20 protein-coding genes are annotated in these 24,780 nt (G+C 60.7%); 18 read left to right on the top strand and 2 right to left on the bottom strand.

The genetic code is table 11. The features are described 5' to 3' along the window. Positions 1-17: 17 nt before the first annotated feature. Positions 18-1,091 (bottom strand): 3-deoxy-7-phosphoheptulonate synthase, encoded by a 1,074-nt coding sequence (locus IE091_RS03475; protein ID WP_189462860.1) that lies wholly within the window; start codon positions 1,089-1,091, stop codon positions 18-20. Between the two features lie 356 nt (positions 1,092-1,447). Here IE091_RS03475 and rpoE point away from each other — a divergent pair, with 356 nt between their 5' ends. The 12 genes from rpoE (at position 1,448) to acpS (ending at position 12,442) form a co-directional block, all read left to right on the top strand. Further along, a complete protein-coding gene (gene rpoE / locus IE091_RS03470) occupies positions 1,448-2,050 on the top strand; it encodes an RNA polymerase sigma factor RpoE (protein WP_039177195.1) in 603 nt (200 codons plus the stop codon). Positions 2,051-2,318: 268 nt separating this feature from the next. After that, positions 2,319-3,050, top strand: a complete 732-nt coding sequence (locus tag IE091_RS03465) for a sigma-E factor negative regulatory protein (protein ID WP_189462859.1) — start codon at positions 2,319-2,321, stop codon at positions 3,048-3,050. 25 nt (positions 3,051-3,075) lie between these two features. Continuing rightward, positions 3,076-4,029, top strand: coding sequence for a MucB/RseB C-terminal domain-containing protein (locus tag IE091_RS03460; RefSeq protein ID WP_229800739.1), 954 nt, complete (start codon positions 3,076-3,078; stop codon positions 4,027-4,029). After that, positions 4,029-4,487: a SoxR reducing system RseC family protein gene (locus IE091_RS03455; RefSeq protein ID WP_229800731.1), complete on the top strand. Its 459-nt coding sequence runs from the start codon at positions 4,029-4,031 to the stop codon at positions 4,485-4,487. The genes IE091_RS03460 and IE091_RS03455 overlap by 1 nt, the downstream gene beginning before the upstream one ends. A gap of 66 nt (positions 4,488-4,553) precedes the next feature. Continuing rightward, positions 4,554-5,966, top strand: coding sequence for a DegQ family serine endoprotease (locus IE091_RS03450; protein ID WP_096923135.1), 1,413 nt, complete (start codon positions 4,554-4,556; stop codon positions 5,964-5,966). Positions 5,967-6,154: 188 nt separating this feature from the next. Next, positions 6,155-7,972 (top strand): translation elongation factor 4, encoded by a 1,818-nt coding sequence (lepA, locus tag IE091_RS03445; protein WP_039177184.1) that lies wholly within the window; start codon positions 6,155-6,157, stop codon positions 7,970-7,972. Between the two features lie 14 nt (positions 7,973-7,986). Beyond that, entirely contained in the window at positions 7,987-8,790 is an 804-nt protein-coding gene (lepB, locus tag IE091_RS03440; protein WP_039177182.1) for a signal peptidase I, read from the top strand. A gap of 64 nt (positions 8,791-8,854) precedes the next feature. Further along, positions 8,855-9,547: a ribonuclease III gene (gene rnc / locus IE091_RS03435; RefSeq protein WP_039177180.1), complete on the top strand. Its 693-nt coding sequence runs from the start codon at positions 8,855-8,857 to the stop codon at positions 9,545-9,547. Then, positions 9,544-10,443, top strand: a complete 900-nt coding sequence (gene era / locus IE091_RS03430; RefSeq protein ID WP_039177179.1) for a GTPase Era — start codon at positions 9,544-9,546, stop codon at positions 10,441-10,443. Before rnc ends, era begins: the two co-directional genes overlap by 4 nt. An 8-nt stretch (positions 10,444-10,451) precedes the next feature. Then, positions 10,452-11,144, top strand: coding sequence for a DNA repair protein RecO (recO, locus tag IE091_RS03425; protein ID WP_189462858.1), 693 nt, complete (start codon positions 10,452-10,454; stop codon positions 11,142-11,144). A gap of 89 nt (positions 11,145-11,233) precedes the next feature. Beyond that, positions 11,234-12,064 carry a pyridoxine 5'-phosphate synthase gene (pdxJ, locus tag IE091_RS03420; RefSeq protein ID WP_039177169.1) on the top strand — a complete coding sequence of 277 codons (831 nt, stop codon included), beginning with the start codon at positions 11,234-11,236 and terminating at the stop codon, positions 12,062-12,064. After that, a complete protein-coding gene (acpS, locus tag IE091_RS03415; protein WP_039177167.1) occupies positions 12,065-12,442 on the top strand; it encodes a holo-ACP synthase in 378 nt (125 codons plus the stop codon). 29 nt (positions 12,443-12,471) lie between these two features. Here acpS and IE091_RS03410 read toward each other — a convergent pair whose 3' ends face one another. Beyond that, positions 12,472-15,216 (bottom strand): ATP-binding protein, encoded by a 2,745-nt coding sequence (locus tag IE091_RS03410; RefSeq protein ID WP_189462857.1) that lies wholly within the window; start codon positions 15,214-15,216, stop codon positions 12,472-12,474. Positions 15,217-15,307: 91 nt separating this feature from the next. Between IE091_RS03410 and cysM the strand changes: the two genes are divergently transcribed. From cysM to rluF, 6 genes are all read left to right on the top strand, one after another. Continuing rightward, a complete protein-coding gene (gene cysM, locus IE091_RS03405; protein WP_039177164.1) occupies positions 15,308-16,204 on the top strand; it encodes a cysteine synthase CysM in 897 nt (298 codons plus the stop codon). Then, positions 16,205-17,644 carry a 23S rRNA (uracil(1939)-C(5))-methyltransferase gene (locus IE091_RS03400; RefSeq protein ID WP_039177162.1) on the top strand — a complete coding sequence of 480 codons (1,440 nt, stop codon included), beginning with the start codon at positions 16,205-16,207 and terminating at the stop codon, positions 17,642-17,644. It abuts the gene before it with no gap. Positions 17,645-17,690: 46 nt separating this feature from the next. After that, positions 17,691-19,967 carry a GTP diphosphokinase gene (gene relA / locus IE091_RS03395; RefSeq protein WP_039177160.1) on the top strand — a complete coding sequence of 759 codons (2,277 nt, stop codon included), beginning with the start codon at positions 17,691-17,693 and terminating at the stop codon, positions 19,965-19,967. Further along, a complete protein-coding gene (gene mazG / locus IE091_RS03390; RefSeq protein WP_039177156.1) occupies positions 19,967-20,794 on the top strand; it encodes a nucleoside triphosphate pyrophosphohydrolase in 828 nt (275 codons plus the stop codon). The genes relA and mazG overlap by 1 nt, the downstream gene beginning before the upstream one ends. Positions 20,795-20,836: 42 nt before the next feature. Beyond that, on the top strand, positions 20,837-23,485 hold the full coding sequence (gene ppc, locus IE091_RS03385) for a phosphoenolpyruvate carboxylase (protein WP_081137151.1): 2,649 nt from the start codon (positions 20,837-20,839) through the stop codon (positions 23,483-23,485). Between the two features lie 242 nt (positions 23,486-23,727). After that, a complete protein-coding gene (rluF, locus tag IE091_RS03380; protein WP_189462856.1) occupies positions 23,728-24,771 on the top strand; it encodes a 23S rRNA pseudouridine(2604) synthase RluF in 1,044 nt (347 codons plus the stop codon). The last annotated feature ends 9 nt before the right edge of the window (positions 24,772-24,780 follow it).

Here is a 24,780-nt window from a genome sequence, read left to right as displayed (position 1 = left end):
GCGTCGACAGGTTGGCTTCAGGCAATACGTTTGGCCAGCACCGGAGCAAGCTTTTCGTTCATGCGCGTAAAGGTTTCGACGGTCGTGTCCCAGTCGATACAGGCATCGGTAATCGAGACGCCGTACTGCAATTCACTCAGGTCGGCAGGCACTTTCTGGGCACCCCAGCCAATGTTGGACTCGACCATCAGGCCGATGATGGAGCGGTTGCCTTCCAGAATCTGGTTGGTCACGTTTTCCAGTACCAAGGGCTGCAGGGCTGGGTCCTTGTTGGAGTTGGCGTGGGAACAGTCGATCATGATGTTGGCCGACAGCTTGGCTTTGCTTAGCTCTTTTTCGGCCAGCGCGACGCTGACGCTGTCGTAGTTGGGCTTGCCGTTGCCGCCGCGCAGTACCACGTGGCCATAAGCGTTGCCCCGGGTGCGGATGATGGCGACCTGGCCGGCCTGGTTGATGCCCAGGAAGTTATGCGGGTTGGCCACCGACTGCAGGGCGTTGATGGCGACATCCAGGCTGCCGTCGGTGCCGTTCTTGAAACCGACCGGGCAGGAGAGGCCTGAGGCCATCTCGCGATGGGTTTGTGACTCGGTGGTGCGGGCGCCAATGGCTGACCAGCTGATGCAGTCCTGCAGGTACTGGGGCGAGATCGGGTCCAGCGCTTCCGTGGCCAGGGGCAAGCCCATCTCGGCTAGGTCGACCAGCAGTTTGCGGGCGATGTGCAGGCCTTCGTCGATTTCGAACGAGTCGTTCAGGTGGGGGTCGTTGATCAGCCCTTTCCAGCCCACGGTGGTGCGCGGTTTTTCGAAATAGACGCGCATGACGATGTACAGGCTATCGCTCACCTTGTCGGCCAGCGCGCGCAGGCGGCGGGCATAATCCAGCGCGGCATCCACGTCATGGATGGAGCAGGGGCCCACGACCACCAGCAGGCGCGGGTCGTTGCCATCCAGGATGTTCTGAATGACGCGACGGCCTTCCACGACGGAGCGCTCGGCGGCTTCGGTGAGGGGAATGGCCGACTTCAGAGCGTCGGGGGTGGTGAGAACATCCTGAGCGAGGACGTTGAGATTGCTAACCTGTTGATCAGACATCTTGCTACCTGTACATGCGCGATGGACGAAAAGTGGTCACTACTATGGCGCGTCACGGTGGTAAAAATCAATTGTTACGGAACTTTGCATTAAGGAAAAATGTCAGCCACAGGGTTTCAAGAAAGGGGGAAGCGCTTGATGCGCTGCTAAGAACGCGTAACACTAGATGACATTGGCGTTATGCCACCAAACGCCCTCCAGAACAGGTGAGCCACCAGGCCTCATGGGCCTCGAGCTCTCCATGACGATTAACCAATGCCCAAGGGACACTATGCTGCTTGCTGTGAAGGCCCGATCAACAGGGCGACAAGAATATGAAGCGGCCGGTGTGATACCGGCGCGGAAGGAGCGTGTGAATGGGCACTCGTGAAACGGACCAGCAGTTGGTTGAGCGTGCCCAGAAAGGCGATACACGCGCTTTCGATCTTTTGGTTAAGAAGTATCAGCACAAGATCATTGGCCTGATAGGACGCTACGTGCACGACCACGCCGAAGTGCAGGATGTGGCGCAGGAAGCCTTCATCAAGGCGTACCGTGCGTTGGGCAAGTTTCGTGCAGAAAGTGCTTTCTATACCTGGATGTACCGGATCGCCATCAATACCGCGAAGAACCACCTGGTATCCAGAGGGCGTCGTCCACCCGGCAGCGACCTGGATATCGTCGATGCCGAAATCGTCGATCAAAGCGGCCGCTTGGCCGACTCCGAGTCTCCCGAAGCTTCCATCGCGCGGGACCAGTTGGAAGCCGCTGTGTTCGAAGCCATCGAACGCTTGCCGGATGACCTGCGCACGGCCATTACCCTGCGTGAGCTGGATGGGTTGGCCTACGAGGACATCGCGCAAATAATGCAGTGCCCGGTGGGTACGGTGCGTTCGCGTATTTTTCGTGCCAGGGAGGCGGTAGACGAGCATATCCGCCCGCTGGTCACCACGGCGCGCAACAGCCGTGAAGAGCCCTGAGCGTCGGGCCGCTGCCTGCGCATGGACACAAACATTTACGTTTTTACTTTTTTTGTGAACTGTCTGGCGAGTCAGGCGTCATAAGGGCTGCCAGCGTTATTGAGTTGAGCCGCCGAGCAGCCCAATCATGTTGCCTGCCAACTTGGCAATGGCGTTGTGCAGACGGTGATAGATAATCTGAGTCTTGGCCTGTGAGGTTTTGCGGCTAAAACACGCACTAGCCGTGTTGTCGTGAAGCTTCTTCCAACACAGTGTGAGGGTGTGAAGTATGAGTCAAAACACACGGGAGTCACTTTCCGCATTGATGGACGGTGAAAGTGATGAGCTGGAACTTCGCCGAGTGTTGAAATCACTACCTGACGACGCCGACGCGGCAGAGACTTGGCGCCGCTATCATCTGGCGCGCAGCATGATGCAGCGTGAGCGCGAAGTGGATGTCAGCGTCGACCTTTCGGCGGGCATCATGGCTCGACTGCGTGACGAGCCGGTACCGATCACCGAGCCGGTCACGGCGGCGAATCATCGTGCGGGCGGCATCTCGTTTGCCCGCGGTGCTGGCGTGGCAGCGGCCGTATCACTGATGGTGATCACGGGCGTACAGTTCTTCAATAGCGGTACAGGGTCGAGCGGCCAGCCTGATGGCAACATTGCCGTTCAGCCCGGCGCTGGAGTGGGTGCGCAGGTACAGCCGGTCAGTTTGTCTGGTGCCCAGACGGGAGCCCTGGCAGCCTCCGATATGCCGATGTTCGAGCCCACGCCGTTCCGGATCAATGGGCAGGCAGGCAATAGCGGCTTGATGAACGTCAGCGAAGCCGGTTTCGCGGCTCCGTCTGCGCCGCAAAGCGTCATGGCTCAGCAGCCAACGTCCATCGATATCGATCAACTGCGCCTGTTGCAGTCCTATCTGGAGCAGCACGCCCAAGGCGCCGCCAGTGGCGGTGGTGACAGCTGGATGCCGCTGATGCGCTCCTCGGTCACTGAGCCGTTGGGCCAGCGTTGATGGCGGACAGGGTAGCCTGAGCATTATGGCGATGGACAAGTGCCGACAGTGGGGAATTCAGGCCGTCGCGTCTGCTGGGCTGGTAAGCCTATTCTCCTTCTCCATGCCGGTCATCGCAGAGCAGTCCGCTTTCAGCTGCGATGACCTCACTTCATTGACCGAGCCTGCCAGTGCTCAAGAGTGGCTGGTGCTCAGCAAACAGGCCGGTCATTGCTACGATTTCCAGGCCAGAGCCGTCTCCATCGATGCCTTGGGAGTGCGCACTCTGGCGCTTTCGCATCGTATCCGAGATGGCATTCGACAACAGGTCGTCCAACACCTGGATGGGCCTTCTGTCAGTGTCGAGCGTCAGTCGGCCGTGGGCTATCGCGCCCGCTTCATTCCTGAAGATCAAGAGACCGGCAGCGCAGCGGAAGCCTGGGCGGCTCACGTGGCCCATTATTATGAGATCGAGCTGCTCAACGATGATCGCGTGGCGGGCCGCGAAGCCGTGCAGCTCAAGTTCGTGCCTCAGGATGGTGAGCGCTATCAGCATGAGTGGTGGCTGGACAAAGAGACGGGGCTGCTGCTCAAGCATGTCATGCGCGATAGTCAATCGCGGGCGCTGGAAACGTTTCAGATCACACAGCTACAGTCGCCGGTGCTTTATGAGGGCGTGATTGCAAACCCTGCTTCGCCGGAGGAGTCAGCAGTGAATTGGCAGGCGGAGTGGCTGCCGGATGGCTTCGTTTCTCAGCCGGTCGAAACGAGTTCGTTATCGAGTCAGCGTGTCTACAGCGACGGCTTGGCTTCGGTCAGCTTGTTTGCAGCGCCCGTGGAGCAACAGGCGCTCTCGGAAGGTAGCCATCAGTTAGGCGTTTCTACGGCCACGGTATCGGTCGTGGAGGTCGATGATCAGCGTTGGCAGCTGGTAGGCGTTGGTGAGCTGCCAGCTGCTGTCATGCGCCGTATCGTTCAGTCCATCGTGATTCAGCCCTGATGTCATTGGCCGAGCCCGCACCCTGTTCTGCGCTCTATCGCACTGGCCGAGTAACAGGGCATGTCGAAGGGCGATTGGTGGTGGATGTATCGGTGGCCAGTGAATGTGATGCCTGCGCCAAGGGGCGCGGTTGTGGCATGGGCCTGCTGGCGCGCCGCCAGCACCAGCGTGTCGAGGTGCGGCCTGAGTGTCTGGAAAGCCAATTGGCAGAGCGTTACCCTTTGGGCAGTGCGGTGACGCTGACGGTGGAGCGGCAAGCCGTTGGCTATCTGGCGCTTTTGGTCTATGCCGCGCCCATGCTGCTGGCGCTGGTCGTGTCGGGGGCGATTGCCAGGGTGGCAGAGAGTCAATGGATCAGCGCGAGTGTCTTTTTTGGTACCTTGGCGTGCGCCTTGGTGGCGCTTAGATTTCTCATGCGCGGGGGGATGGAACGCTTCCGTCCGCGTTTGGTCAGTTAGTTGTCCTGTAGCTCGCTAAGAGTTGCACTTCCATGGTGTCGTCCCTGCTTGACTAGGAGCTGTTTCATGAAGCGCTTGGTTCTCCCCTCAACGTTATGGTTATGCCTGGTTGCGCTGTTCATGGTGGGCCACAGTGCCCAGGCGCAAACCTTGCCCGATTTCACGGTGCTGGTAGAAGAAGCGGCGCCGGGCGTCGTCAACATTTCTACCACGCGCACGGTGCAGCGCAGCAGCTCGCCGTCGGCACAAGGGTTTGGTGGTCAGGAAATTCCCGAAATCTTTCGCCACTTTTTTGGTGACAGTTTTCCAGCGCCGCCCAGTGGTGGTCAGGGGCGTAGCCAGGAACGACAGTCATTGGGCTCTGGCTTCATCATCAGTGAAGATGGCTACGTGATGACCAACGCCCACGTCGTGCAGGATGCCGATGAAATTCTGGTGCGCCTCAACGACCGTCGCGAACTGCCCGCCGAGCTGATCGGCAGCGATGTGCAGACCGACGTTGCCTTGCTCAAGATCGATGCCAGCGACCTGCCCGTGCTCACTTTGGGGAATTCCGATGAGCTCAAGGTAGGGGAGTGGGTGGCGGCCATTGGCTCGCCTTTCGGCTTCGACCATTCGGTCACTGCGGGTATCGTCAGTGCCATCAACCGTACGTTGCCACAGGACGCTTACGTCCCCTTCATCCAGACCGACGTGGCCATCAATCCGGGCAACTCCGGTGGTCCACTGTTCAATCTGGAAGGTGAAGTCGTCGGTATCAATTCGCAGATCTTCACCCGTAGCGGTGGTTTCATGGGTCTGTCGTTCGCCATTCCGATCAACGTCGCCATGGACGTTGCCAGCCAACTTCGTGAAGATGGCCAGGTGAACCGTGGTTGGCTGGGCGTGATGATCCAGCCGGTGTCTCGTGATTTGGCCGAGTCGTTTGGTATGAACGAAGCCATCGGTGCGCTGATTGCCGACCTGGACCCCGAAGGTCCCGCCGCGCAGGGTGGCCTGCAGGCTGGGGATGTGATTCTGGAAGTCAATGGCGAAGAGGTCGATCGTTCCAGCACGTTGCCGCGCCTCATCGGGCGTGTTGCCCCTGGCAGCGATGTGGAGCTTACCCTGATGCGCGATGGTGAGCAGGTGACTGAAACCATCGAACTGGGAAGCTGGCCGGATGCCCAAGGCGTCGAGCAAGCTTCCAGCAGCAACAATCAGATGCGACTAGGTGTCGCTGTGGCCGAAGTGGATGAAGCCACGCGCGAGCGGCTCAACATCACCGGTGGCGTGGAGGTTCGTCAGGTGGAGCCGGACAGCGTTGCCGCCCAGGCGGGGCTCCGTCCGGGAGATATTCTGGTCAGCCTCGACCACCGTAGCGTTGCTTCTGCGGATGAGCTGATGCGAATCGTCGAAGCCTTGCCCACCGATCGTGCCATCCCGCTGCGCCTGTATCGTGATGGACGCTCACTTTTTGTAGCGCTGCGTCTGGAATAAGTACGCTTTTCGCTCCCTCCAGTCCGGCGGTTCTCGCCGGACTGCTGTTCCTATCCCCCGCATATCGCTACAATAGCGCTTATCTTTTGACGAACTTTGGCAATGCAGTGGTGCGGTGTTCACGTTACGCCTTGTTGGCGCTGTCCCCAACACCATCGCTTGCGTACCAATAAGGCAGAACACACTCGATGTCTCATGACGTTTCCGGCGGAAAGCTCAAGCATATTCGCAATTTCTCCATCATCGCCCACATCGACCACGGTAAATCGACGCTTTCCGATCGTTTGATTCAGACTTGTGGTGGCTTGTCCGAGCGTGAACTGAAGGAGCAGGTGCTCGACTCCATGGATATCGAGCGCGAGCGCGGCATTACCATCAAGGCGCAGTCGGTCACGCTGGACTACACCGCGGCCGATGGTCAGGTCTATCAGCTCAACTTCATCGATACACCAGGGCATGTGGACTTCTCCTACGAAGTATCCCGCTCGCTGTACGCCTGTGAAGGGGCGCTGCTGGTAGTGGACGCCGCTCAGGGCGTCGAAGCTCAGTCGGTGGCCAACTGCTACACCGCCATCGAGCAAGGCCTGGAAGTCCTGCCGGTGCTCAACAAGATCGACCTGCCCCAGGCCGACCCGGACCGCGTTTCTCAGGAAGTGGAAGAAATCATCGGCTTGGATGCCACCGATGCCTGCCAGGTGTCGGCCAAGAGCGGTATTGGTATCGACGCACTGCTGGAGCGCCTGGTGCGTGACATTCCGCCCCCCAAAGGGGACCCGGACGCGCCCTTGCAGGCGCTGATCATCGATTCCTGGTTCGACAACTATCTCGGCGTCGTTTCGCTGGTGCGGCTGTTCGACGGTACGCTGCGCAAGGGCGACAAGATTCGCATCAAATCGACCGGGCGGGATTGGAACGCCACCGAAGTAGGCATCTTCACACCGCTGCGTAAAGAGACCAATATTCTGCGCGCGGGTGAGGTCGGTTTCGTGGTTGCCGGGATCAAGGAAATTCATGGTGCCCCGGTCGGTGATACCATCACCCACACCAAAACCCCCGATGTCGAACGCCTGCCGGGCTTCCAGAAGGTCAAGCCGCAGGTATACGCCGGTATGTTCCCGGTCAGCGCCGATGACTATGAAGACTTCCGCGATGCGCTGGAGAAACTGGCGCTGAACGATGCGTCGCTGGAGTACGAGCCGGAAAACTCGGATGCCCTGGGCTTCGGTTTCCGCGTGGGCTTCCTCGGCACCCTGCACATGGAAATCATCCAGGAGCGCCTGGAGCGCGAATACGACCTGGATCTGCTCACGACAGCACCCACGGTGGTGTATGAGCTGGGCATGAAAAATGGCGACATCAAATACGTCTCCAACCCCTCCAAACTGCCGGACATGGCCGACGTCGACGAGATGCGCGAGCCTATCGTGCGGGCCAGTATTCTGGTGCCCCAGGAGTACGTGGGCAACGTGATTGCCGAGTGCGAGCAGCGCCGTGGCACCCAGCTGGACATGCAGTTTCTGGGCAACCAGATTCAGCTCACTTATGAGCTGCCGATGTCGGAAGTGGTCATGGACTTCTTCGATCGTCTGAAGTCGATTTCTCGCGGTTACGCGTCGCTGGAGTATAACTTCGAGCGTTTTGAAGCCGCCAAGCTGGTGCGTCTGGACGTCTTGATCAATGGCGACAAGGTAGACGCGCTGGCGGTCATCATCCATCGGGATCATGCCCACACCCGCGGCCGTCTGCTGGTGGAGAAGATGAAAGAGCTGATTCCGCGGCAGATGTTCGACGTGGCCATCCAGGCTGCCATTGGCGGGCAGGTGGTCGCGCGCTCGACGGTCAAGGCGCTTCGCAAGAACGTGACCGCGAAGTGTTATGGCGGTGACGTCAGCCGCAAGAAAAAACTGCTGGAAAAACAGAAAGCCGGTAAAAAACGGATGAAACAGGTGGGGCGTGTCGAAATTCCCCAGGATGCCTTCCTTGCTGTGCTCAAGGTCAACGACTAGGGACTCGACCTCACATGGATTTTTCATTATTACTGGTACTTGCCGTCGTACTCTCCGGGGCCATCTTTCTGCTGGATGTACTGGTGCTGCGGCCCAAGCGCCGTGAGCGGGTGGCCACTGCCGAAGCCGCCACGGTAGACGGGCTGGACGATGCCAGCCGGGAAAAGCTTCTCAAGGAGCCCTGGCCGGTCGACTACTCTCGCTCTTTCTTTCCCGTGTTGCTGGTCGTACTGGTGGTGCGTAGCTTCATCGTCGAACCGTTCCAGATCCCCTCGGGTTCCATGAAGCCGACGCTGGAAGTAGGCGACTTCATCCTGGTGAACAAGTTTGCCTATGGCCTGCGCCTGCCCGTGGTGCACCACCGCTTTCTGGAAGTGGACGACCCGGAGCGTGGTGATGTCATGGTGTTTCGCTTCCCTGACGAGCCCTCGGTCAATTTCATCAAGCGCGTAGTGGGCCTGCCCGGCGACCGTGTTCGGTATGAAGGCAAGCAGCTCTATGTGAACGGCGAAGCAGTCAGCAAGGTGCTGGTCGAAGAAGGCCCGGCCTTGTCTCCTCAGCAGCTGTTGCTCGAAGAGCAGCTGGGTGAAGTGAGCCATTTCATTTATAACAATCCGCGTGATCCTGGCCCGCAAATGCGTGAGGTAGTGGTGCCGGAAGGGCACTATTTCACCATGGGCGATAACCGTGATCACTCCAACGATAGCCGCTACTGGGGCTTTGTTCCGGAAGAAAACATCGTCGGGCGCGCCTTTGCAGTCTGGATGCACTGGGATGGTGGTTTGCCCAGCTTCAGCAGCGTGCGTCGCATCGAATGAAGCACCTGTTAAACAACAAGGTCAGCGTGGTTATTTTGTATAACGTCAATGACGTAGGAGCACCGTGAGCAATTCCTTAACCGCTTTTTGCCGACGAATCGGCCATACCTTTGGCGACCCAACGCTACTGGAACTGGCCATGACCCATCGCAGCTATGGTGGTCGCAACAATGAGCGCCTGGAATTTCTGGGTGACTCTATCGTCAACTTTGTCATTGCCGAAGCGCTGTTTCAGCGCTTCCCCCAGGCGCGAGAAGGTCAGCTTTCCCGTCTGCGCGCGCGTCTGGTCAAGGGGCAGACCTTGGCCGAGCTGGCCCGTGAAATGTCATTTGGCGAGTGCCTGCGACTTGGCTCGGGAGAGATGAAAAGCGGCGGTCACCGCCGTGAATCCATCCTGGCCGATGCCGTCGAGGCCGTGATCGGGGCCATCTACCTGGATGCAGGTATGGACGCCGTGCGTGACCGAGTACTGGCCTGGTATGCGGAGAGGCTGGAAAACATCTCTCTTCAGGATACTCAGAAGGACCCCAAAACGCGCTTGCAAGAGTTTCTCCAGTCACGCCAGGCCGCGTTGCCTCGCTACGAAGTGGTCTCGGTCAAGGGCGAGGCGCATGCCCAGACGTTTACCGTGGAGTGCTATATCGATCTGTTGAGCGAGCATACCACTGGTAAAGGTCCTAGCCGCCGACATGCAGAGCAACAGGCGGCGGAAGAAGCTCTGTCCTATCTTGAACAACCCCCTGGAGACAAATCATGAGCCAAACCTGCGGATTCGTGGCCATCGTTGGCCGTCCCAACGTAGGCAAATCAACCCTCATGAACCGGATTCTGGGGCAAAAGATCTCGATTACCTCTCGGCGGCCGCAAACTACCCGCCATCAGGTGATGGGTATCAAGACCGTCGATGAGACGCAGTTCATCTACGTGGACACCCCGGGCATGCACATCATGTCCAAGGATCGCAACAAGGCGATCAACCGATTCATGAACCAGGCAGCCACCCAGGCGCTGCGTGACGTGGATTGTGTCGTCTTCATCATCGATCGTACGCGCTGGACCGAGGAAGACCAGGCGGTGCTCAAGCGTCTGGAGCATGTCACGGCGCCGGTGATTCTGGCAGTGAACAAGGTCGACCGCCTGCAGGACAAGGCCGACCTGCTGCCCTGGTTGGCGGAGGTGGGGGCACGGCGTGAATTTGCTGCCGTCATCCCCATTTCAGCGAAGCACGGCACGCAGGTCGAAGCGCTGGAAGATGAGGTGGCCAAACACCTGCCAGAAAGTATTCACTTCTTCCCTGAAGACCAGATTACCGACAAGAGTCTGCGCTTCATGGCCGCCGAGCTGGTGCGCGAAAAGGTCATGCGTCAGCTGGGCGACGAGCTGCCCTATCAGATGACCGTCGAGATCGAGGAGTTTCGCGAGACCGAGCGGGTGACCCATATCAGCGCGTTGATTTTGGTGGAGCGCCAGGGCCAGAAAGTGATTCTGATCGGTGAAAACGGCGATCGGATCAAGAGTATCGGCCGAGAGGCGCGGCTGGACATGGAGCGTGCCTTGGGCACCAAGGTCATGCTCAACCTGTGGGTCAAGGTCAAGCGAGGCTGGTCGGACGATGAGCGTGCCTTGAAGAGCCTGGGTTACGACCTGGATTGAGCGCGGCCATGACCCCCGAGCCTGCCTTTCTGTTGCACCGCAAGGCGTATCGGGAAACCAGCGCGCTGGTCGACCTGCTGACGCTCAACCACGGGCGCATCCGTGCGGTGGCTCAGGGCGGGCAGCGCCCCGGTTCGAAATCGCGCCAGCGTTTGCAACCCTTTACGCCGCTGTTCATCGCTTGGCGCGGAGAGCGTGAGCTGAAGCGGCTTACCTTGATGGAGTCCCGGGGGCAGACCGCGCTGCTGGCGGGTGAAGGGCTGTTGTGTGGCCTTTATGCCAATGAAATTGCCACCCGCTTGCTGCCGCTGGAACTGGCATCCGCGAATGTGTTTGCCTTTTACAGTGCGCTGCTGGAGGCACTTCCGGTGCCCGCCGCGCGCGGGTTGGCGCTGAGACGCTATGAGTGGGCGCTACTGGAAGCCCTGGAAGCCACGCCGCGCTTCTGCACGCCTCAAGGTACCCCTCTGGACCCCCATGGCCGTTATCGATTCGAGGTGGCCAGTCGTGCATTCTTGCCCGCCGAGCGAGGGATCGACGGCCGTGCCTTGCGCTATATCGAGCAGGGTGACTGGGAATCAGAGAGCCTGGCCAGCGCCTTGAAAGCGCTCATGCGAGCAGCGCTGGCGCCCCACCTGGGGGCAGTGGCACTACGCTCGCGAGAGCTGATGATGGATTTGGCCCGCCGCCGTCAGCGCTAGGCGGGCCTCTCTCATACAAGCAATTCTCAGACAAGCAATACTCAGACAAGCAATGATGGCCTCTGTGTGCCATCCAATGGAGAGTCACGATGCATCCTCCTCGTATTCTACTGGGTGTCAACATCGATCACGTCGCCACCCTGCGCCAAGCACGGGGCACCCGCTACCCGGACCCCGTTCAGGCAGCGCTGTTGGCCGAAGAGGCCGGTGCCGATGGCATCACGGTTCACCTGCGTGAAGACCGCCGTCATATCCAGCCCCGAGACGTACGCCTGCTGGCCGAGATGCTCAATACGCGCATGAACCTCGAAATGGCCGTGACCGAAGAGATGCTGGCCCTGGCCGAAGAAGTGCGGCCTGCCCACGTTTGCCTGGTGCCGGAAAAGCGCGAAGAGCTGACCACGGAAGGTGGCTTGGACGTGGTGGGTGGGTTCGAACAGATTGCCGCTGCCTGCCAGCGTCTGGCAGCCGCGGGCTGTGACGTATCGCTGTTCATCGACCCCGATGAGTCCCAGATCGACGCGGCCAAGCGCGCTGGAGCGCCCACCATCGAACTGCACACCGGTGCCTATGCCGAAGCTCGGCCGGGCAGCGAAACGGCCAACGCCGAGTATGACCGCCTTAGCGCAGCAGCGGTCCATGCCGTCTCGCTTGGACTGGTGGTCAATGCCGGGCATGGTCTGCATTACCACAATGTGGAAGCCATTGCTGCCTTGCCGGGTGTCAACGAGCTGAACATCGGTCACGCGATCATTGCGCGCGCGCTGTTCGTAGGGCTGAAAGAAGCCATTCAGGAAATGAAGCGGCTGATGATCGCCGGTCAGGAAGCTGGCCTGATGGCCGCGTTGGATGCCCATGAGCACGAGCACGCGCACGCGCATGACGCGCATGATGGCCATCACGGCTGCTGCGGGCATTGAATGATCGTTGGCATCGGTTCTGATATTGCTCGCGTTGCTCGGTTTCGTCAGGCCCTGGAGCGCCACGGTGAGCGTTTTGCCGAACGCATTCTGGGCCAGCAGGAGCAGCAGGTATGGCGGGCCAAAGGTTGCCCGGTGGCTTATCTGGCCAAGCGCTTCGCGGCCAAGGAAGCCTTCGTGAAAGCCTTGGGCCTTGGCTTGCGCCAGGGCATGCAGTGGGGAGACATCCAGGTGCTTAACGACGCGCTGGGCAAGCCCGGATTACACCTGCATGGTGAGGCCCAGCGGCTCTTCGCAGCCAGCGGCGCCGCCACGGCGCACATTACCCTCAGTGACGAAGCCGAGTATGCCGTGGCGTTTGTGGTGCTGGAGCGCTGATCGCCCCCATCACATGCCGTTCTCCTTGTTTACTCCATTAAGCCATCGCGGTATTGGGCAAGTCGCGCCATGGCGGCGTAAAGCTCCTCCAGCAGCGTATCGACATGGCGTAGCCCGCTGGTGCGTAGCCGAGTTTCCAGGGTTTCCACCAGCAGGGCCAGCTCTGGTGCACCGCAGTAGCGGCTGGCCCCGTTCAGCCCGTGCACCCAGTCCAGCAGTTCGTTCAGGTCGTCTGCCTGGAAAGCCTCGCGCATTTGTCGTTCGTGCTCTTCCAGGCTGTCGATCAGCCTGACTACCTGCTGCTTGGCCAATGATATCTTGCCGCCTGCCAAGCGCGTCCCCAGGGCGAGATCCACGGCAGGCAGGGCGCTGGGCAATGCCAAGGGTTCTGCCAAGGGCTCTGGTGTGGCCGGTGGGGTATCTGCTTCAGTAGAAGTTGGCGTGATGTCTTGATACCCCGGGTCAGGCGTAATACCCAGAAACCGCTGCATGAGCTGCTGCAACTGTACGTCATTGATGGGCTTGATCAACACATCGTCCAGCCCTTCACTCAGCCACTGCTGGCGTTCGTTATTCAGTACGTGGGCGGTGACCGCGATGATGGGGCAGCGTGCCCAGCTGCCGTTGACGCGACGCAGCGCTTTGGTGGTTTCGATGCCGTTCATGTCGGGCATGCGAATATCCATCAGTACCATGTCGGCGGTATGCTGGCGCGCGAACTCCAATGCCTCTCTGCCGCTGGCAGCCAAGACGATGCGCAGCGTGCTGCTCTCCAGCATGGCCTTGAGCAGCTCACGGTTGGCAGTGTTGTCGTCAACGATCAGCAGCGTCAAAGGGGCGCCTGAGGCAGGCTTGTTGGCAAGCTCCAGGGGTTTCGGCTCCTGACCCGCTGGCAGTACCGTGGGCTGCAGCAAGCGTCGTACCATCGTGACCAGTTGGGCGCGGGTGAAGGGCTTGCAGAGCATGTCACCGCCATGGGGAAGGTCCCAGTGGGGCAGTTCAAAGCTGGTGGTGTTGGCCAGAATGATGACTGGGCAGGGGGTCTGGGCAATGATGTTCTGCCAATAGCCCTTACGTTCGCCGTCAAAATCATCGTGTTCGAGGCTGACCATCAGCAGTGCCTCATTGCCGGCATCGATGAACGATACAGGGCGTGCGCCCCAGCGTTCCAGCAAGTGTTCCAGCACGTTTCGAGTGGGCAAGTGAGGTTCGTGCAAGCGCACGATCGGATTGTCCAGCACCAGTTCTGGAGGGCGCTCGTCTGCCTGATGGGCGAGCAGGGGGAGCGTAAACGAAAAAGTCGACCCTCTGCCCAACTCGCTTTCGACTCCAATCTCGCCGCCCATGCGTTGAATCAGTTGGCGGCAGATCGACAGGCCCAGACCGCTGCCTCCAAACTGTCGGGAGTGGCTGGGCTCTGCCTGAGAGAAGGCGCTGAACAACTGCTGCTGGTGTTCGTCGCTCAATCCAATACCGGTATCACTGACGCTGATGTGCAGGACGACGTGCTGACCCTCCTGGTTGTCCAGCATGACGCGCACGATCACATCGCCCTCATTGGTGAATTTGAGGGCATTGCCAAGCAGGTTGTTCAGCACCTGATGGATGCGTAGCGGGTCACCGCATAGCGGGGTCGGCACGTCGTCATACACCATGGCGACCAGGTTGAGCTGTTTGCGCTGCGCTTCTGGGGCATGCAGGCCAATCACTTCATCGACCAGCGCCACGATATCCACGTCCACTTCTTCCAGTGTCAGGCGGTCTGCTTCCAGTTTCGAGAAATCCAGCACGTCGTTGACCAGCATCAGCAGGTTGTCACAGGCCCGGCGCACATGATCCAGCCACTCCTTTTGGCGGCTGTCGAGCGACGAGCGGCCCAGCAGCCGACAGAAACCGATGATGCCATTGAGCGGTGTACGTATCTCATGGCTCATGTTGGCCAGAAATTCAGACTTCACGGCGTTGGCTCTCAGCGCGCTGCGGTGTGCCAGATCAAGCTTGATGTTCTGCTCTTCGATGGTCTCCATGGATTCCTGGAGTTCACTGGTGGCTTGCTCGATCTGGCTCTGCATGTTGCGCCGGGCGTGCTGGAAATACTCCGCCAGCCGATTGATATGCTGGGCCAGTTGGCGCAGCTCGATGGGGTTGGCAGGAGTGATCTGCAGGCGGTCATCGCCTCTCGACAGTCGGTAAAGTGCCTGGCTGGCTTCTTCGATGGGGCGGGTAACATAGCGGCTGATGGCAAAGGCGATCAGAAACAGCAACAGGCCCAGCAGCATGCCGCCCAGGCTGAGGCTGGCAATCAGCTTGTAGCGCTCCAGCACCAGCGTGCGGATATCCATCTCGGCTTCCAGCCAGCCATTGTGCGTGCGCCCACGACCGCTCAGTGACTCGCTAGTCAGCGGTACCTGAACGCGCCACAGATCGTCTTCCATGGCGATGGTCGTCGTTTCCGGGGCGTGCAGTCGAGCCGGGGGTGGCAGCGAGGTACCCATCACCAGCAGGCGATTGCCTTGTTCATCGAAGAGGGTGACGGCTCGTAGGTGGCGCTGTTCGAGCAGTTTTCCCGCGAGGCTCTCCAGGCGTTGCGAGTCGCCATCGGCCATGGCCTCGCCCAGGCTGGGAGCCAACAGCTCGCCAGTACTGACCAGCCTTTCCTCAAGTACCGCACGGCCTGTGGCGTCGGCGTGAAAGACGAACAGAAACGCCATCATGGCATACACCAACAGTGGAAAACCCAGCAGGGCAAACAGCAGGCGCGTGTTTAAAGACATGAAAGAAGCTCATCGAATCCAGAAGGTTGCCTGTCCAGGCATGGGCAGCACCGATATAATGCAGCATAACGGTTACGATAAGGAATGTGTGATGAATTATCCCACGCTTGAAGATGTGGTCGGCAACACACCGCTGGTACGTCTGAAAAGAATCACGGCAGGCCGCAACAATACGCTGCTGGCCAAGCTGGAGGGCAATAACCCGGCAGGCTCGGTCAAGGACCGCCCAGCGCTGTCGATGCTCAGCGAAGCAGAAGCCCGTGGTGACATTCGTCCCGGTGATACGCTGATCGAGGCGACCTCGGGCAATACCGGCATTGCGCTGGCCATGGCGGCCGCCATCAAGGGTTACAAGATGGTGCTGGTCATGCCTGAAAATGCTTCCGCCGAGCGCAAGCAAGCCATGGCGGCCTATGGCGCCAGGCTCATCTCGGCGAGCAAGGAGGGGGGCATGGAAGAGGCACGCGATATCGCCGACGCCATGATTGCCCGAGGCGAGGGCAAGCCGCTCAACCAGTTTGCCAACCCGGACAACCCGCTGGCGCATTATCGCACCACCGGCCCGGAGGTATGGCGGCAAACCGACGGTGAGATCACACACTTCGTCAGCTCCATGGGTACTACGGGCACCATCATGGGCGTGTCACGGTATCTCAAGGAGCAGAACCCGGCCGTGCAGATCGTCGGGCTGCAGCCGGCCGATGGCGCCAGTATTCCCGGCATTCGCCGCTGGCCCCAGGAGTACCTGCCCGCCATCTTCGAAGCGCCGAGAGTCGATGTCACGCTGGACATCGCCCAGCAGGAAGCCGAAGAGCACATGCGTCGCCTGGCCCGGGAAGAGGGTATTCTGGCAGGGGTTTCATCCGGCGGCAGCCTGGCAGGTGCGCTGCGCATCGCCGAACAAACCGAAAACGCGGTCATCGTGTTCATCGTCTGTGACCGTGGTGATCGCTATCTCTCCACGGGCTTGTTCGCCCCGGAGGTATGAATGGCCATGTTGGGTAAGCGGCGGCCTCCACGCCCCGCCTCGGGCCATTCGGGCCTGGCACGCACGCCAAGTGGGCGAGCCGCAAAAGAGCAGACTGGCGAGCTCTCCGGTGCGCCGCTGGTCGTCGAGCGGCTGGCCCATGATGGCCGAGGGGTGGCCCACAACGCTGCCGGGAAGACCGTGTTCATCGACCGGGTGCTGCCCGGCGAGGAAGTGGAGGTCGCGGTCCATGTGACCCGCAAACGCTTCGATGAGGCGCATGTCAAAACTCTGCTGACTCCCTCGCCCCTGCGCGTGACGCCGCCCTGTGCCCACTTTGGCCAGTGCGGAGGGTGCGATTTGCAGCATATGGCACTCGACACCCAGCGCCATCACAAACGTGAGGTGGTCGCTGAGCTGCTGGCACGGCAGGGCCTGGCCCATGATGCCATCGGCTTGCTCCACGGGCAGACCACGGCGTATCGCCGTCGGGCGAGGCTGGGTGTCAAGGTGGATAGCCAGGGCAAGGTGCACCTGGGGTTTCGCGCCGCCAGCACGCATCGGCTGGTAGATATCGACGCCTGTCCAGTGCTGGTGCCTGCCTTGCAGGCGCTCATTGCCCCTCTGCGAGCGCTGTTGGCGAGCTTGGAAGCCCCGCGCTTGGTCGGCCACCTTGAACTGCTGGCGACCCCGGATGCGACGGTAGTGCTGGTGCGTCAGTTGAAGGCACAGCCTGACGATGAGCTGCGCTGGCAGCGTTTCGCTGAGCAGCACCAGGTACATGCCGGTGCCTGGCTGGGGCGCGAAGAGCCCCAGCTGCACTGGTATGGTGCGCCACCTTTGCTGAGAGAGCGCGTTGACATGCAGGCGCTGGGCATCGACGCCAGCACACTGCCATCCAACCTGTCGCTTGACTTTGTGCCGGGAGATTTTTTGCAGGTCAATGCCGAGGTGAACCAGCAGATGGTGGCACAAGTGGTAGGCTGGTTGGCGCCCAAGCCCGGCATGGTGCTGCTGGATCTGTTTGCCGGTATCGGCAATTTCAGCCTGCCGTTGGCCGCTGCAGGCGCCCGCGTTCATGCGGTCGAAGGGAGCCAAGGCATGGTCGAACGGCTGCGCGACAATGCCCATAACGCCCGCGATGCCGATGCAGTCCTGGCGGTCAGCGCGGAACAAGCGGATCTCAGCAATGCCGAGGCCGTGGCCAAGGTGCTGCGGCAGCACCCCGTGGAGGCGCTGGTGCTGGATCCGCCGCGTAGCGGTGCCGAGGCGGTGTGTCAGGCGCTGGGCCGCCATCGCATTGCCAAGATCGCGTATGTTTCCTGCGACCCGGCAACCCTGGCTCGCGATGCGGCACATCTTGTGCATGCAGGGTATGCTATCAAGCACGTTGTCGTGGCCGACATGTTCGTACATACGGCGCACATGGAAACGCTGATGCTGTTTGAATATACGGGCTAGCGTGCCATTTGCAGCAAGCCGCCACCCAAAAGGATGAGTCATTGTCATGGTGAAAGTGCGTGAAGACCAGCCGCTGACAGAAAGCGGAAAGGTGGACATACAACAATGGTTAACGCGCCTTCAGGAAGATGTGCGCCTGCGTGAGCCCGAGCGCCTGCTTCAGGCCTGCGAGCTGGCCGACCAGTTGGAGCGAGAAGCTCCCCGCACCCATCGTGTGTGGCTGTCGCCAGGTTCCAGTTTTCGCATGGGGCTGGAAATGGCCGATATTCTGGCGGATCTCAAGCTCGATCAAGCCACGCTGGAAGCTGCCGTGTTGTATCGCGCCGTGCGCGAAGGGTTGCTGAGCCTCGACGCGGTGACCAAGCGCTTTGGCGATGAAGTGGCGAAGCTGATCGATGGCGTACTGCAGATGGCCGCCATCAGCTACCCCTTGGCGCCCAACCATGGCATGAGCCAGCATAACCAGCAGGAAAACCTGCGCAAAATGCTGGTCAATATGGTGGGAGATGTACGAGTCGCGTTGATCAAGATTGCCGAACGCACCTGCGCGCTGCGTCAGGTCAAGGACGCCCCCCGGGAAAAATGCCTTCAGGTGGCCAGGGAAGTGGCCGATATCTACGCGCCGCTGGCCCACCGCCTGGGCATTGGCCAGATCAAGTGGGAGCTGGAAGACCTCTCGTTCCGCTACCTGCATGAGGACGAGTACAAGGCGATTGCCAAGTTGCTGGCAGAGAAGCGCCTGGACCGCGACCGCTATATTCACGATGTGGTCGAAACCCTCAAGACCCTCATGGAAGCCCAGCATATCCATCGTTACGATGTCAGTGGCCGGGCAAAGCATATCTACTCCATCTGGCGCAAGATGAAGCGCAAGCGGATCGATTTTTCCCAGGTCCACGACGTGCGCGCCGTGCGCATTCTGGTACCCGAAGTCACCGACTGCTACACCGTGCTGGGTATCGTCCACTCCCGCTGGCACCACGTGCCCAACGAGTTCGACGACTACATCGCCAACCCCAAGAAAAACGGTTATCAGTCGCTGCACACGGCGGTCATGGGACCGGAAAACAAGGTGCTGGAAATTCAGATCCGCACCTTCGGTATGCACGACGAGGCCGAGCTTGGGGTGTGTGCCCACTGGCGCTACAAGGGCCACGATACCAATGCCAAGAGTCGCAGCTACGAAGAAAAGATCGCCTGGCTGCGGCAGGTGCTGGAGTGGCAGGACGAAGTGGGCGGCTTTGGAGACCTGCGCGAGGGGCTCTCCAGCGACGTGGCGCCGGACCGAATCTATGTTTTCACCCCTGACGGCCACGTGATCGACCTGCCGCGTATCGCTACTCCCATCGACTTTGCCTACCGGGTACACACCGAAATAGGCCATCGCTGCCGAGGTGCCAAGGTCAATGGGCGTATCGTGCCCCTGACCTACAAGCTCAAGACTGGCCAGCAGATCGAGATTCTCACCGCGACCAAGGGTGGCCCCAGCCGCGACTGGCTCAACCCCAGCCTGGGCTACGTACGCACCTCGCGGGCGCGGGCCAAGATCCAGGCGTGGTTCAAACATCAGGCCCGGGACCAGAACCTGGACGAAGGGCGCACGCTCTTCGAGCGTGAAATGCGTCGTCTGGATGTGGAAGGGCTCGACCTGCCAAAACTGGCCAAGGCGGTCAATTACCAGAACGCTGACGACATGTACGCCGCGTTGGGCGCCGGTGACCTGCGGATAGGCCAGGTACTGCATCAGGCGCAGCAGCTGTTTGGCGAGACCGATGACCAGGAGCAGTTGGACCGACTGCTGGCCAAGCCTCGCCGCCAGCCCAGCAAGGCCACCAAAAGCGACATTACCGTGCTGGGCGTGGGCAACTTGAAGACCAGCATGGCCAACTGCTGCCGACCGGTGCCCGGCGAGCCGATTGTCGGCTTCATCACGCAAGGGCGTGGGGTCACCGTGCACCGTCAGGATTGCACCAATATTCTCCAATTGCGCATGGAGGAGCCTCAGCGCATTATCGAAGTGGAGTGGGGCGAGCGCGCCCATACCCGCTACCCGGTGACCATCGAGATTCAGGCCTGGGACCGTTCGGGTTTGCTGCGCGATGTCACGGGCCTGCTGGGCAATGAAAAGGTCAATGTACTGGCGGTCAACACGCTGACCGATACCGACGAGGGCATTGCCCGCCTGCGCATCACCCTGGAGGTGGATGGCCTGGAGTCCCTGGGACGGCTGTTCTCGCGTATTCAGCAGTTGCCCAACGTGACCGAGGTTCGCCGCCTGCGTAACGCCGACCCCGAAAAAAGTGCCCGTAAAGGAGGGGCCTGATGCGCTACCGCCTGGAAGACCTGTTGACGCTGATGGCCGTGCTGCGTGACCCGCAGCAGGGCTGCCCGTGGGACGTCAAGCAGCACTGGGACACCATCGTGCCGCATACCCTGGAAGAAGCCTACGAAGTTGCCGATGCCATCGAGCGGCGTGCTTTCGATGAGCTGCCCGGAGAGCTGGGTGACCTGCTGTTTCAAGTGGTCTATTACGCCCAGTTCGCCGCCGAGGAGCAGCGCTTCGATTTCCACGATATCGTCCATACGTTGACGGAAAAGATGCTGCGTCGCCATCCGCATGTGTTTCCAGAGGGGACGCTGGCGTCTCGCCGCCCGCCTGGCATGAGCGCAGACGCCGTCAAAACCCAGCAGGTCAACAGCCGCTGGGAAGCGCTCAAGGCCGAAGAGCGCGCGCAGCGCAGCGTCGAAGAGGTATCGGTGCTCGACGATGTACCGCGTAACCTGCCTGCGCTGAGCAGGGCGACCAAACTCTCCAAGCGTGCCGCCCGAGTGGGTTTCGACTGGCCCGATGCCCGGGGCGTGCTGGACAAGATTCGTGAAGAGCTGGCAGAGGTCGAAGAGGCGCTGGCCGCCGGCGACCGCCAGCATGCGCAGGAAGAAGTGGGTGACCTGCTGTTTGCGGTCACCAACCTGGCGCGTACCCTTGGGGCCGATCCGGAGCAGTGCCTGCGCCAGACCAACAGCAAATTCGAGCGCCGCTTTCGCCATGTCGAAGGCGCACTTGCCAGGGCCGAGCGACCGCTGGGTCAGGCGACCCTGGAAGAAATGGAACACCACTGGCAAGCCGCGAAAGCCCAGGAACAACGCTAATATCTCATAATATCAACGCGACCCCGCAAGGAGGCCCCGCCAATGAGCCATGATCTACACGAGTCGCTGCGCGATAATGTCCGTATTCTGGGTGATAGTCTTGGGCGTACCATCGCCGATGATCTGGGCCAGTCGTTCGTCGACAAGATTGAAACCATTCGTGCCCATGCCAAGCGGGGTCGCCAGGGCGACACCCTTCAACAGCGGCAGTTGATCGAGTATCTGCGCCAGCTTCCCGAGCGCGACCTGCTGCCGGTCACCCGTGCCTTCAACCAGTTCCTGAACCTCGCCAACATCGCCGAGCAGCATTACCGCGCTCGGTTTCGTCGCGTGGAGGATTACAAGCCAGGCACCCAGCCAGTGCTGGGCGAGCTGCTCAGTCGCGCCCAGCAGGCGGGCAACTCCCCCCGCAAACTGGTCGAAACCCTGGCCAACATGCGCGTGGAGCTGGTGCTCACTGCCCACCCCACCGAAGTCATTCGCCGCACCCTGATTCAGAAGTATGACGCCATCGACGAGTGCCTGACCGCCATTGAAAGCTCCGAGGATTACCCGGAGCGTGGCGCCCGCGCTCAGGGGCGGCTGGAAGAGCTGATCAGCCAGGCCTGGCACACCGACGAGATTCGTCACGAACGTCCCACCCCGGTGGATGAGGCCAAGTGGGGCTTTGCGGTCATCGAGAACTCCCTGTGGCAGGCGGTGCCCGATTTTCACCGCGACCTGGATAGCCTGTTGCTGGAAACGGCAGGCGAGCGCCTGCCGCTGGATGCGGCGCCCATTCGCTACGCCTCGTGGATGGGTGGCGATCGCGACGGCAACCCCAATGTCACGGCGAAGGTGACCCAGGAAGTCCTGCTGCTGGGGCGCTGGATGGCGGCAGACCTCTATCTGCGCGATCTGGAGCAGTTGAAGACCGAGCTTTCCATGTGGAAGGCCAACAGCGCCTTGAAGGCCGAAGTGGGCGATGTCGCCGAGCCTTACCGGGAGCTGCTCAAGCGTCTGTTGACGAAGATGGAAGCTACCCGTGACTGGGCCAAGGCACAGCTGGAGGGGCGCAACTACGATGGCGGGCCCATCATCGAAACCCGTGATCAGCTGTATGCGCCGCTGCTGGCCTGCTATCGCTCGCTGTGCGATGTGGGGCTGGACACCATCGCCAACGGCGCGCTGCTGGATACGCTGCGACGGGTCGCCGTGTTCGGCGTTACCCTGACCAAGCTGGATCTGCGCCAGGAAGCGGGCCGCCATGCCCAGGTCATGGAAGAACTCACCAGTGCCCTGGGCCTTGGTCATTATCAGGAGTGGAGCGAGCCCCAGCGTCAGGAGTTCCTGCTTTCCGAGCTGGCCTCGCGCCGTCCATTGATCCCGCGCCGCTGGGAGTGTTCCGCCGAATCAAGAGAAGTACTGGATACGTTCAAGGTGATTGCCCAGGAGCATGCCGAAGCGCTGGGTACCTATATCATCTCCATGGCAGGCGAGCCTTCCGATGTACTGACCGTGGCGCTACTCATGAAAGAGGTGGGCGGCCAAGTGACGCTGCCCATCGCGCCGCTGTTCGAGACGCTCAACGACCTGGACCACGCCGGTGCTGTCATCGATCAGCTGCTGTCGCTGCCGGGTTACCGAGCGCTCACTCAGGACCGTCAGGAAGTCATGATCGGTTACTCCGACTCTGCCAAGGATGCCGGGCAACTGGCGGCGGCCTGGGCGCAGTACCGCGCCCAGGAAGCGCTGGTCAACGTGTGCGAGAAGCACGGCGTGGATTTGACGCTGTTCCATGGCCGAGGCGGTACGGTAGGCCGTGGTGGCGGCCCGGCCCATGCGGCGATTCTCTCTCAGCCGCCGGGGTCGGTGAACGGCAGCCTGCGGGTAACCGAGCAGGGAGAGATGATTCGCTTCAAGTTCGGCCAGCCGGACATTGCGCTGCGCTCCATGGAGATCTACGCCTGCGCGGTGCTGGAAGCCACGCTGCTCCCGCCGCCTGCACCACAACCGCACTGGCGCGAAGAGATGGACCAGCTGGCCAAGGTTGCCCACGCGGCTTACGTGGGCGTGGTGCGTGAAGACCCGGATTTCGTCCCCTATTTCCGCGCGGTGACGCCCGAGGGCGCGCTGGGCAGGCTGCCCTTGGGTTCGCGGCCCGCCAAGCGTCGCCAGGATGGCGGCGTGGAAACGCTGCGGGCGATTCCCTGGATCTTTGCCTGGACGCAGATTCGCCTGATGCTGCCCGCCTGGCTGGGCAGTGGTGAGGCCTTTGCCCGACGCCTGGAGGAGCCGGGCGGCCTGGAAGTGCTGCAGGAGATGCGTACGCAGTGGCCATTCTTTGGCACCTATCTGGACATGCTGGAGATGTTGCTGGCCAAGGCCGATGTGGCCATTGCGGCTTATTACGAGCATCGCCTGGTCGACGAGCCTGCGCTGAAGGCGTTGGGCAAGCAGCTGCGAGAACGCTTTGCGCGGCTGGAGCTGGTGGTGCTGGACATTCTTCAGCAGGAGCGGCTGCTGGAGAATACGCCGCTGATCCGTCAGGCCATCGATGTTCGCAACCCTTACATCGACCCGCTCCACGGCCTGCAAGCCGAGCTGCTGCAGCGTAACCGGGATGCTGACGGCGCCATCAGCGCCGATCTCTCACGGGCGCTGATGGTCACCATGGCAGGCATCGCTGCCGGGCTGCGCAATACCGGCTAGTCGCACCGTGGGCCAGCGCCGTCACTCCTCGGGTGGCGGCGCTTTTGTTTATGTTGGGCTGCTGTTTTCGTTGAGCTTTTATCGACGCACTCCAGGGGAGGTGCACCATGCACGCAGATGCTCAGGCCGTGATGGTCTTCTGGTTTCAAACCTTAGCGCCTGCCCTCGCCGCGCCGGAAGAAGTCGCCTTCCTCCAGCAGCCGGGCTCCTCTTTTTAACCCAATGGGATGACGTAGCGCTTTATGCCGTTAAGAACCTCTACCCGTATCAACAAGTACATCAGTGAAAGCGGCCTGTGCTCCCGCCGCGAAGCCGACCGCTTCGTGGAGCAGGGCAATGTCTATATCAACGGTCGCCGGGCCACCACGGGGGATCAGGTGGTGGCGGGAGATCGGGTCAAGGTGAACGGCCAGGAGATCGAACCGCAGGAAGAAGAAGACCTGGTATTGATCGCGCTGAACAAGCCGGTGGGCATCGTCAGCACCACGGAGTCTGCCGAGAAGGACAACATCGTCGAGTTCGTCAAGCACGGCACGCGTATCTTTCCCATCGGACGGCTGGACAAGGACTCCCAAGGCCTGATCTTTCTCACCAACAATGGCGATCTGGTCAACAAGATTCTGCGCGCCAACAATCATCACGAGAAAGAGTACGTGGTGACGGTGGATAAGCCGATCACCGATGAGTTCATTGCCGGTATGCAGGGCGGGGTGCCCATTCTTGGCCAGGTGACCAAAAAGTGTCGCGTGGTCAAGGAGTCTACTTTCGTCTTCAATATTACGCTGGTGCAGGGGCTGAATCGTCAAATTCGCCGTATGTGCGAATACTTCGGTTACGAAGTGACGCAACTGGTGCGTACACGCATCATGAACGTATCCCTGAAAGGCCTGGCGCTGGGCGACTGGCGCGATCTGACGCCCCGTGAGATCGAGACCATCATTGCCCTGACCGAAACCTCGCAAGCCGCACCGGAGAAGAAAAAAAGCGACAGGCCTGACTACAGCGGCAACAGACATGGCGCGAAAGGTAAACCACCGGCAGCGAAAAAGGCCTCACCAGGTGCCCGTTCGGGTGGCAAGAGCCGTCAGGACTCCAAGGGAAAAGTAGCCGCGTCGGGTAAGCCAGGCGCCAAAGCAAAGCCAACGGGAAAACCGGCTGCCAAAGGCAAGGGCAGGCCCGGCAGTAAACCCGGTGGCAAGCCGGGCGCGGGCAAGAGTGCTATCAAGGGTGGTCGTCCTGGTGGGGGCAGAACAGCCGCCGGTAAGCCGTCTTCCCGGCGCAAATAGTCAGCCAGG

This window comes from Vreelandella hamiltonii, assembly GCF_014651775.1.
In the GTDB taxonomy this organism is placed as follows: domain Bacteria; phylum Pseudomonadota; class Gammaproteobacteria; order Pseudomonadales; family Halomonadaceae; genus Vreelandella; species Vreelandella hamiltonii.
The sequence above is the reverse complement of the archived record's forward strand: the minus strand, read 5'-3'. Positions and strand labels throughout refer to the sequence as shown.

Bases quoted from the DNA above. Each gene is read 5' to 3' on its own strand.
- IE091_RS03475 (WP_189462860.1), bottom strand. From the start codon at position 1,091: ATGTCTGATCAACAGGTTAGCAATCTCAACGTCCTCGCTCAGGATGTT.
- rpoE (WP_039177195.1), top strand. From the start codon at position 1,448: ATGGGCACTCGTGAAACGGACCAGCAGTTGGTTGAGCGTGCCCAGAAA.
- IE091_RS03465 (WP_189462859.1), top strand. From the start codon at position 2,319: ATGAGTCAAAACACACGGGAGTCACTTTCCGCATTGATGGACGGTGAA.
- IE091_RS03460 (WP_229800739.1), top strand. From the start codon at position 3,076: ATGGCGATGGACAAGTGCCGACAGTGGGGAATTCAGGCCGTCGCGTCT.
- IE091_RS03455 (WP_229800731.1), top strand. From the start codon at position 4,029: ATGTCATTGGCCGAGCCCGCACCCTGTTCTGCGCTCTATCGCACTGGC.
- IE091_RS03450 (WP_096923135.1), top strand. From the start codon at position 4,554: ATGAAGCGCTTGGTTCTCCCCTCAACGTTATGGTTATGCCTGGTTGCG.
- lepA (WP_039177184.1), top strand. From the start codon at position 6,155: ATGTCTCATGACGTTTCCGGCGGAAAGCTCAAGCATATTCGCAATTTC.
- lepB (WP_039177182.1), top strand. From the start codon at position 7,987: ATGGATTTTTCATTATTACTGGTACTTGCCGTCGTACTCTCCGGGGCC.
- era (WP_039177179.1), top strand. From the start codon at position 9,544: ATGAGCCAAACCTGCGGATTCGTGGCCATCGTTGGCCGTCCCAACGTA.
- recO (WP_189462858.1), top strand. From the start codon at position 10,452: ATGACCCCCGAGCCTGCCTTTCTGTTGCACCGCAAGGCGTATCGGGAA.
- pdxJ (WP_039177169.1), top strand. From the start codon at position 11,234: ATGCATCCTCCTCGTATTCTACTGGGTGTCAACATCGATCACGTCGCC.
- acpS (WP_039177167.1), top strand. From the start codon at position 12,065: ATGATCGTTGGCATCGGTTCTGATATTGCTCGCGTTGCTCGGTTTCGT.
- IE091_RS03410 (WP_189462857.1), bottom strand. From the start codon at position 15,216: ATGTCTTTAAACACGCGCCTGCTGTTTGCCCTGCTGGGTTTTCCACTG.
- cysM (WP_039177164.1), top strand. From the start codon at position 15,308: ATGAATTATCCCACGCTTGAAGATGTGGTCGGCAACACACCGCTGGTA.
- IE091_RS03400 (WP_039177162.1), top strand. From the start codon at position 16,205: ATGGCCATGTTGGGTAAGCGGCGGCCTCCACGCCCCGCCTCGGGCCAT.
- relA (WP_039177160.1), top strand. From the start codon at position 17,691: ATGGTGAAAGTGCGTGAAGACCAGCCGCTGACAGAAAGCGGAAAGGTG.
- mazG (WP_039177156.1), top strand. From the start codon at position 19,967: ATGCGCTACCGCCTGGAAGACCTGTTGACGCTGATGGCCGTGCTGCGT.
- ppc (WP_081137151.1), top strand. From the start codon at position 20,837: ATGAGCCATGATCTACACGAGTCGCTGCGCGATAATGTCCGTATTCTG.
- rluF (WP_189462856.1), top strand. From the start codon at position 23,728: ATGCCGTTAAGAACCTCTACCCGTATCAACAAGTACATCAGTGAAAGC.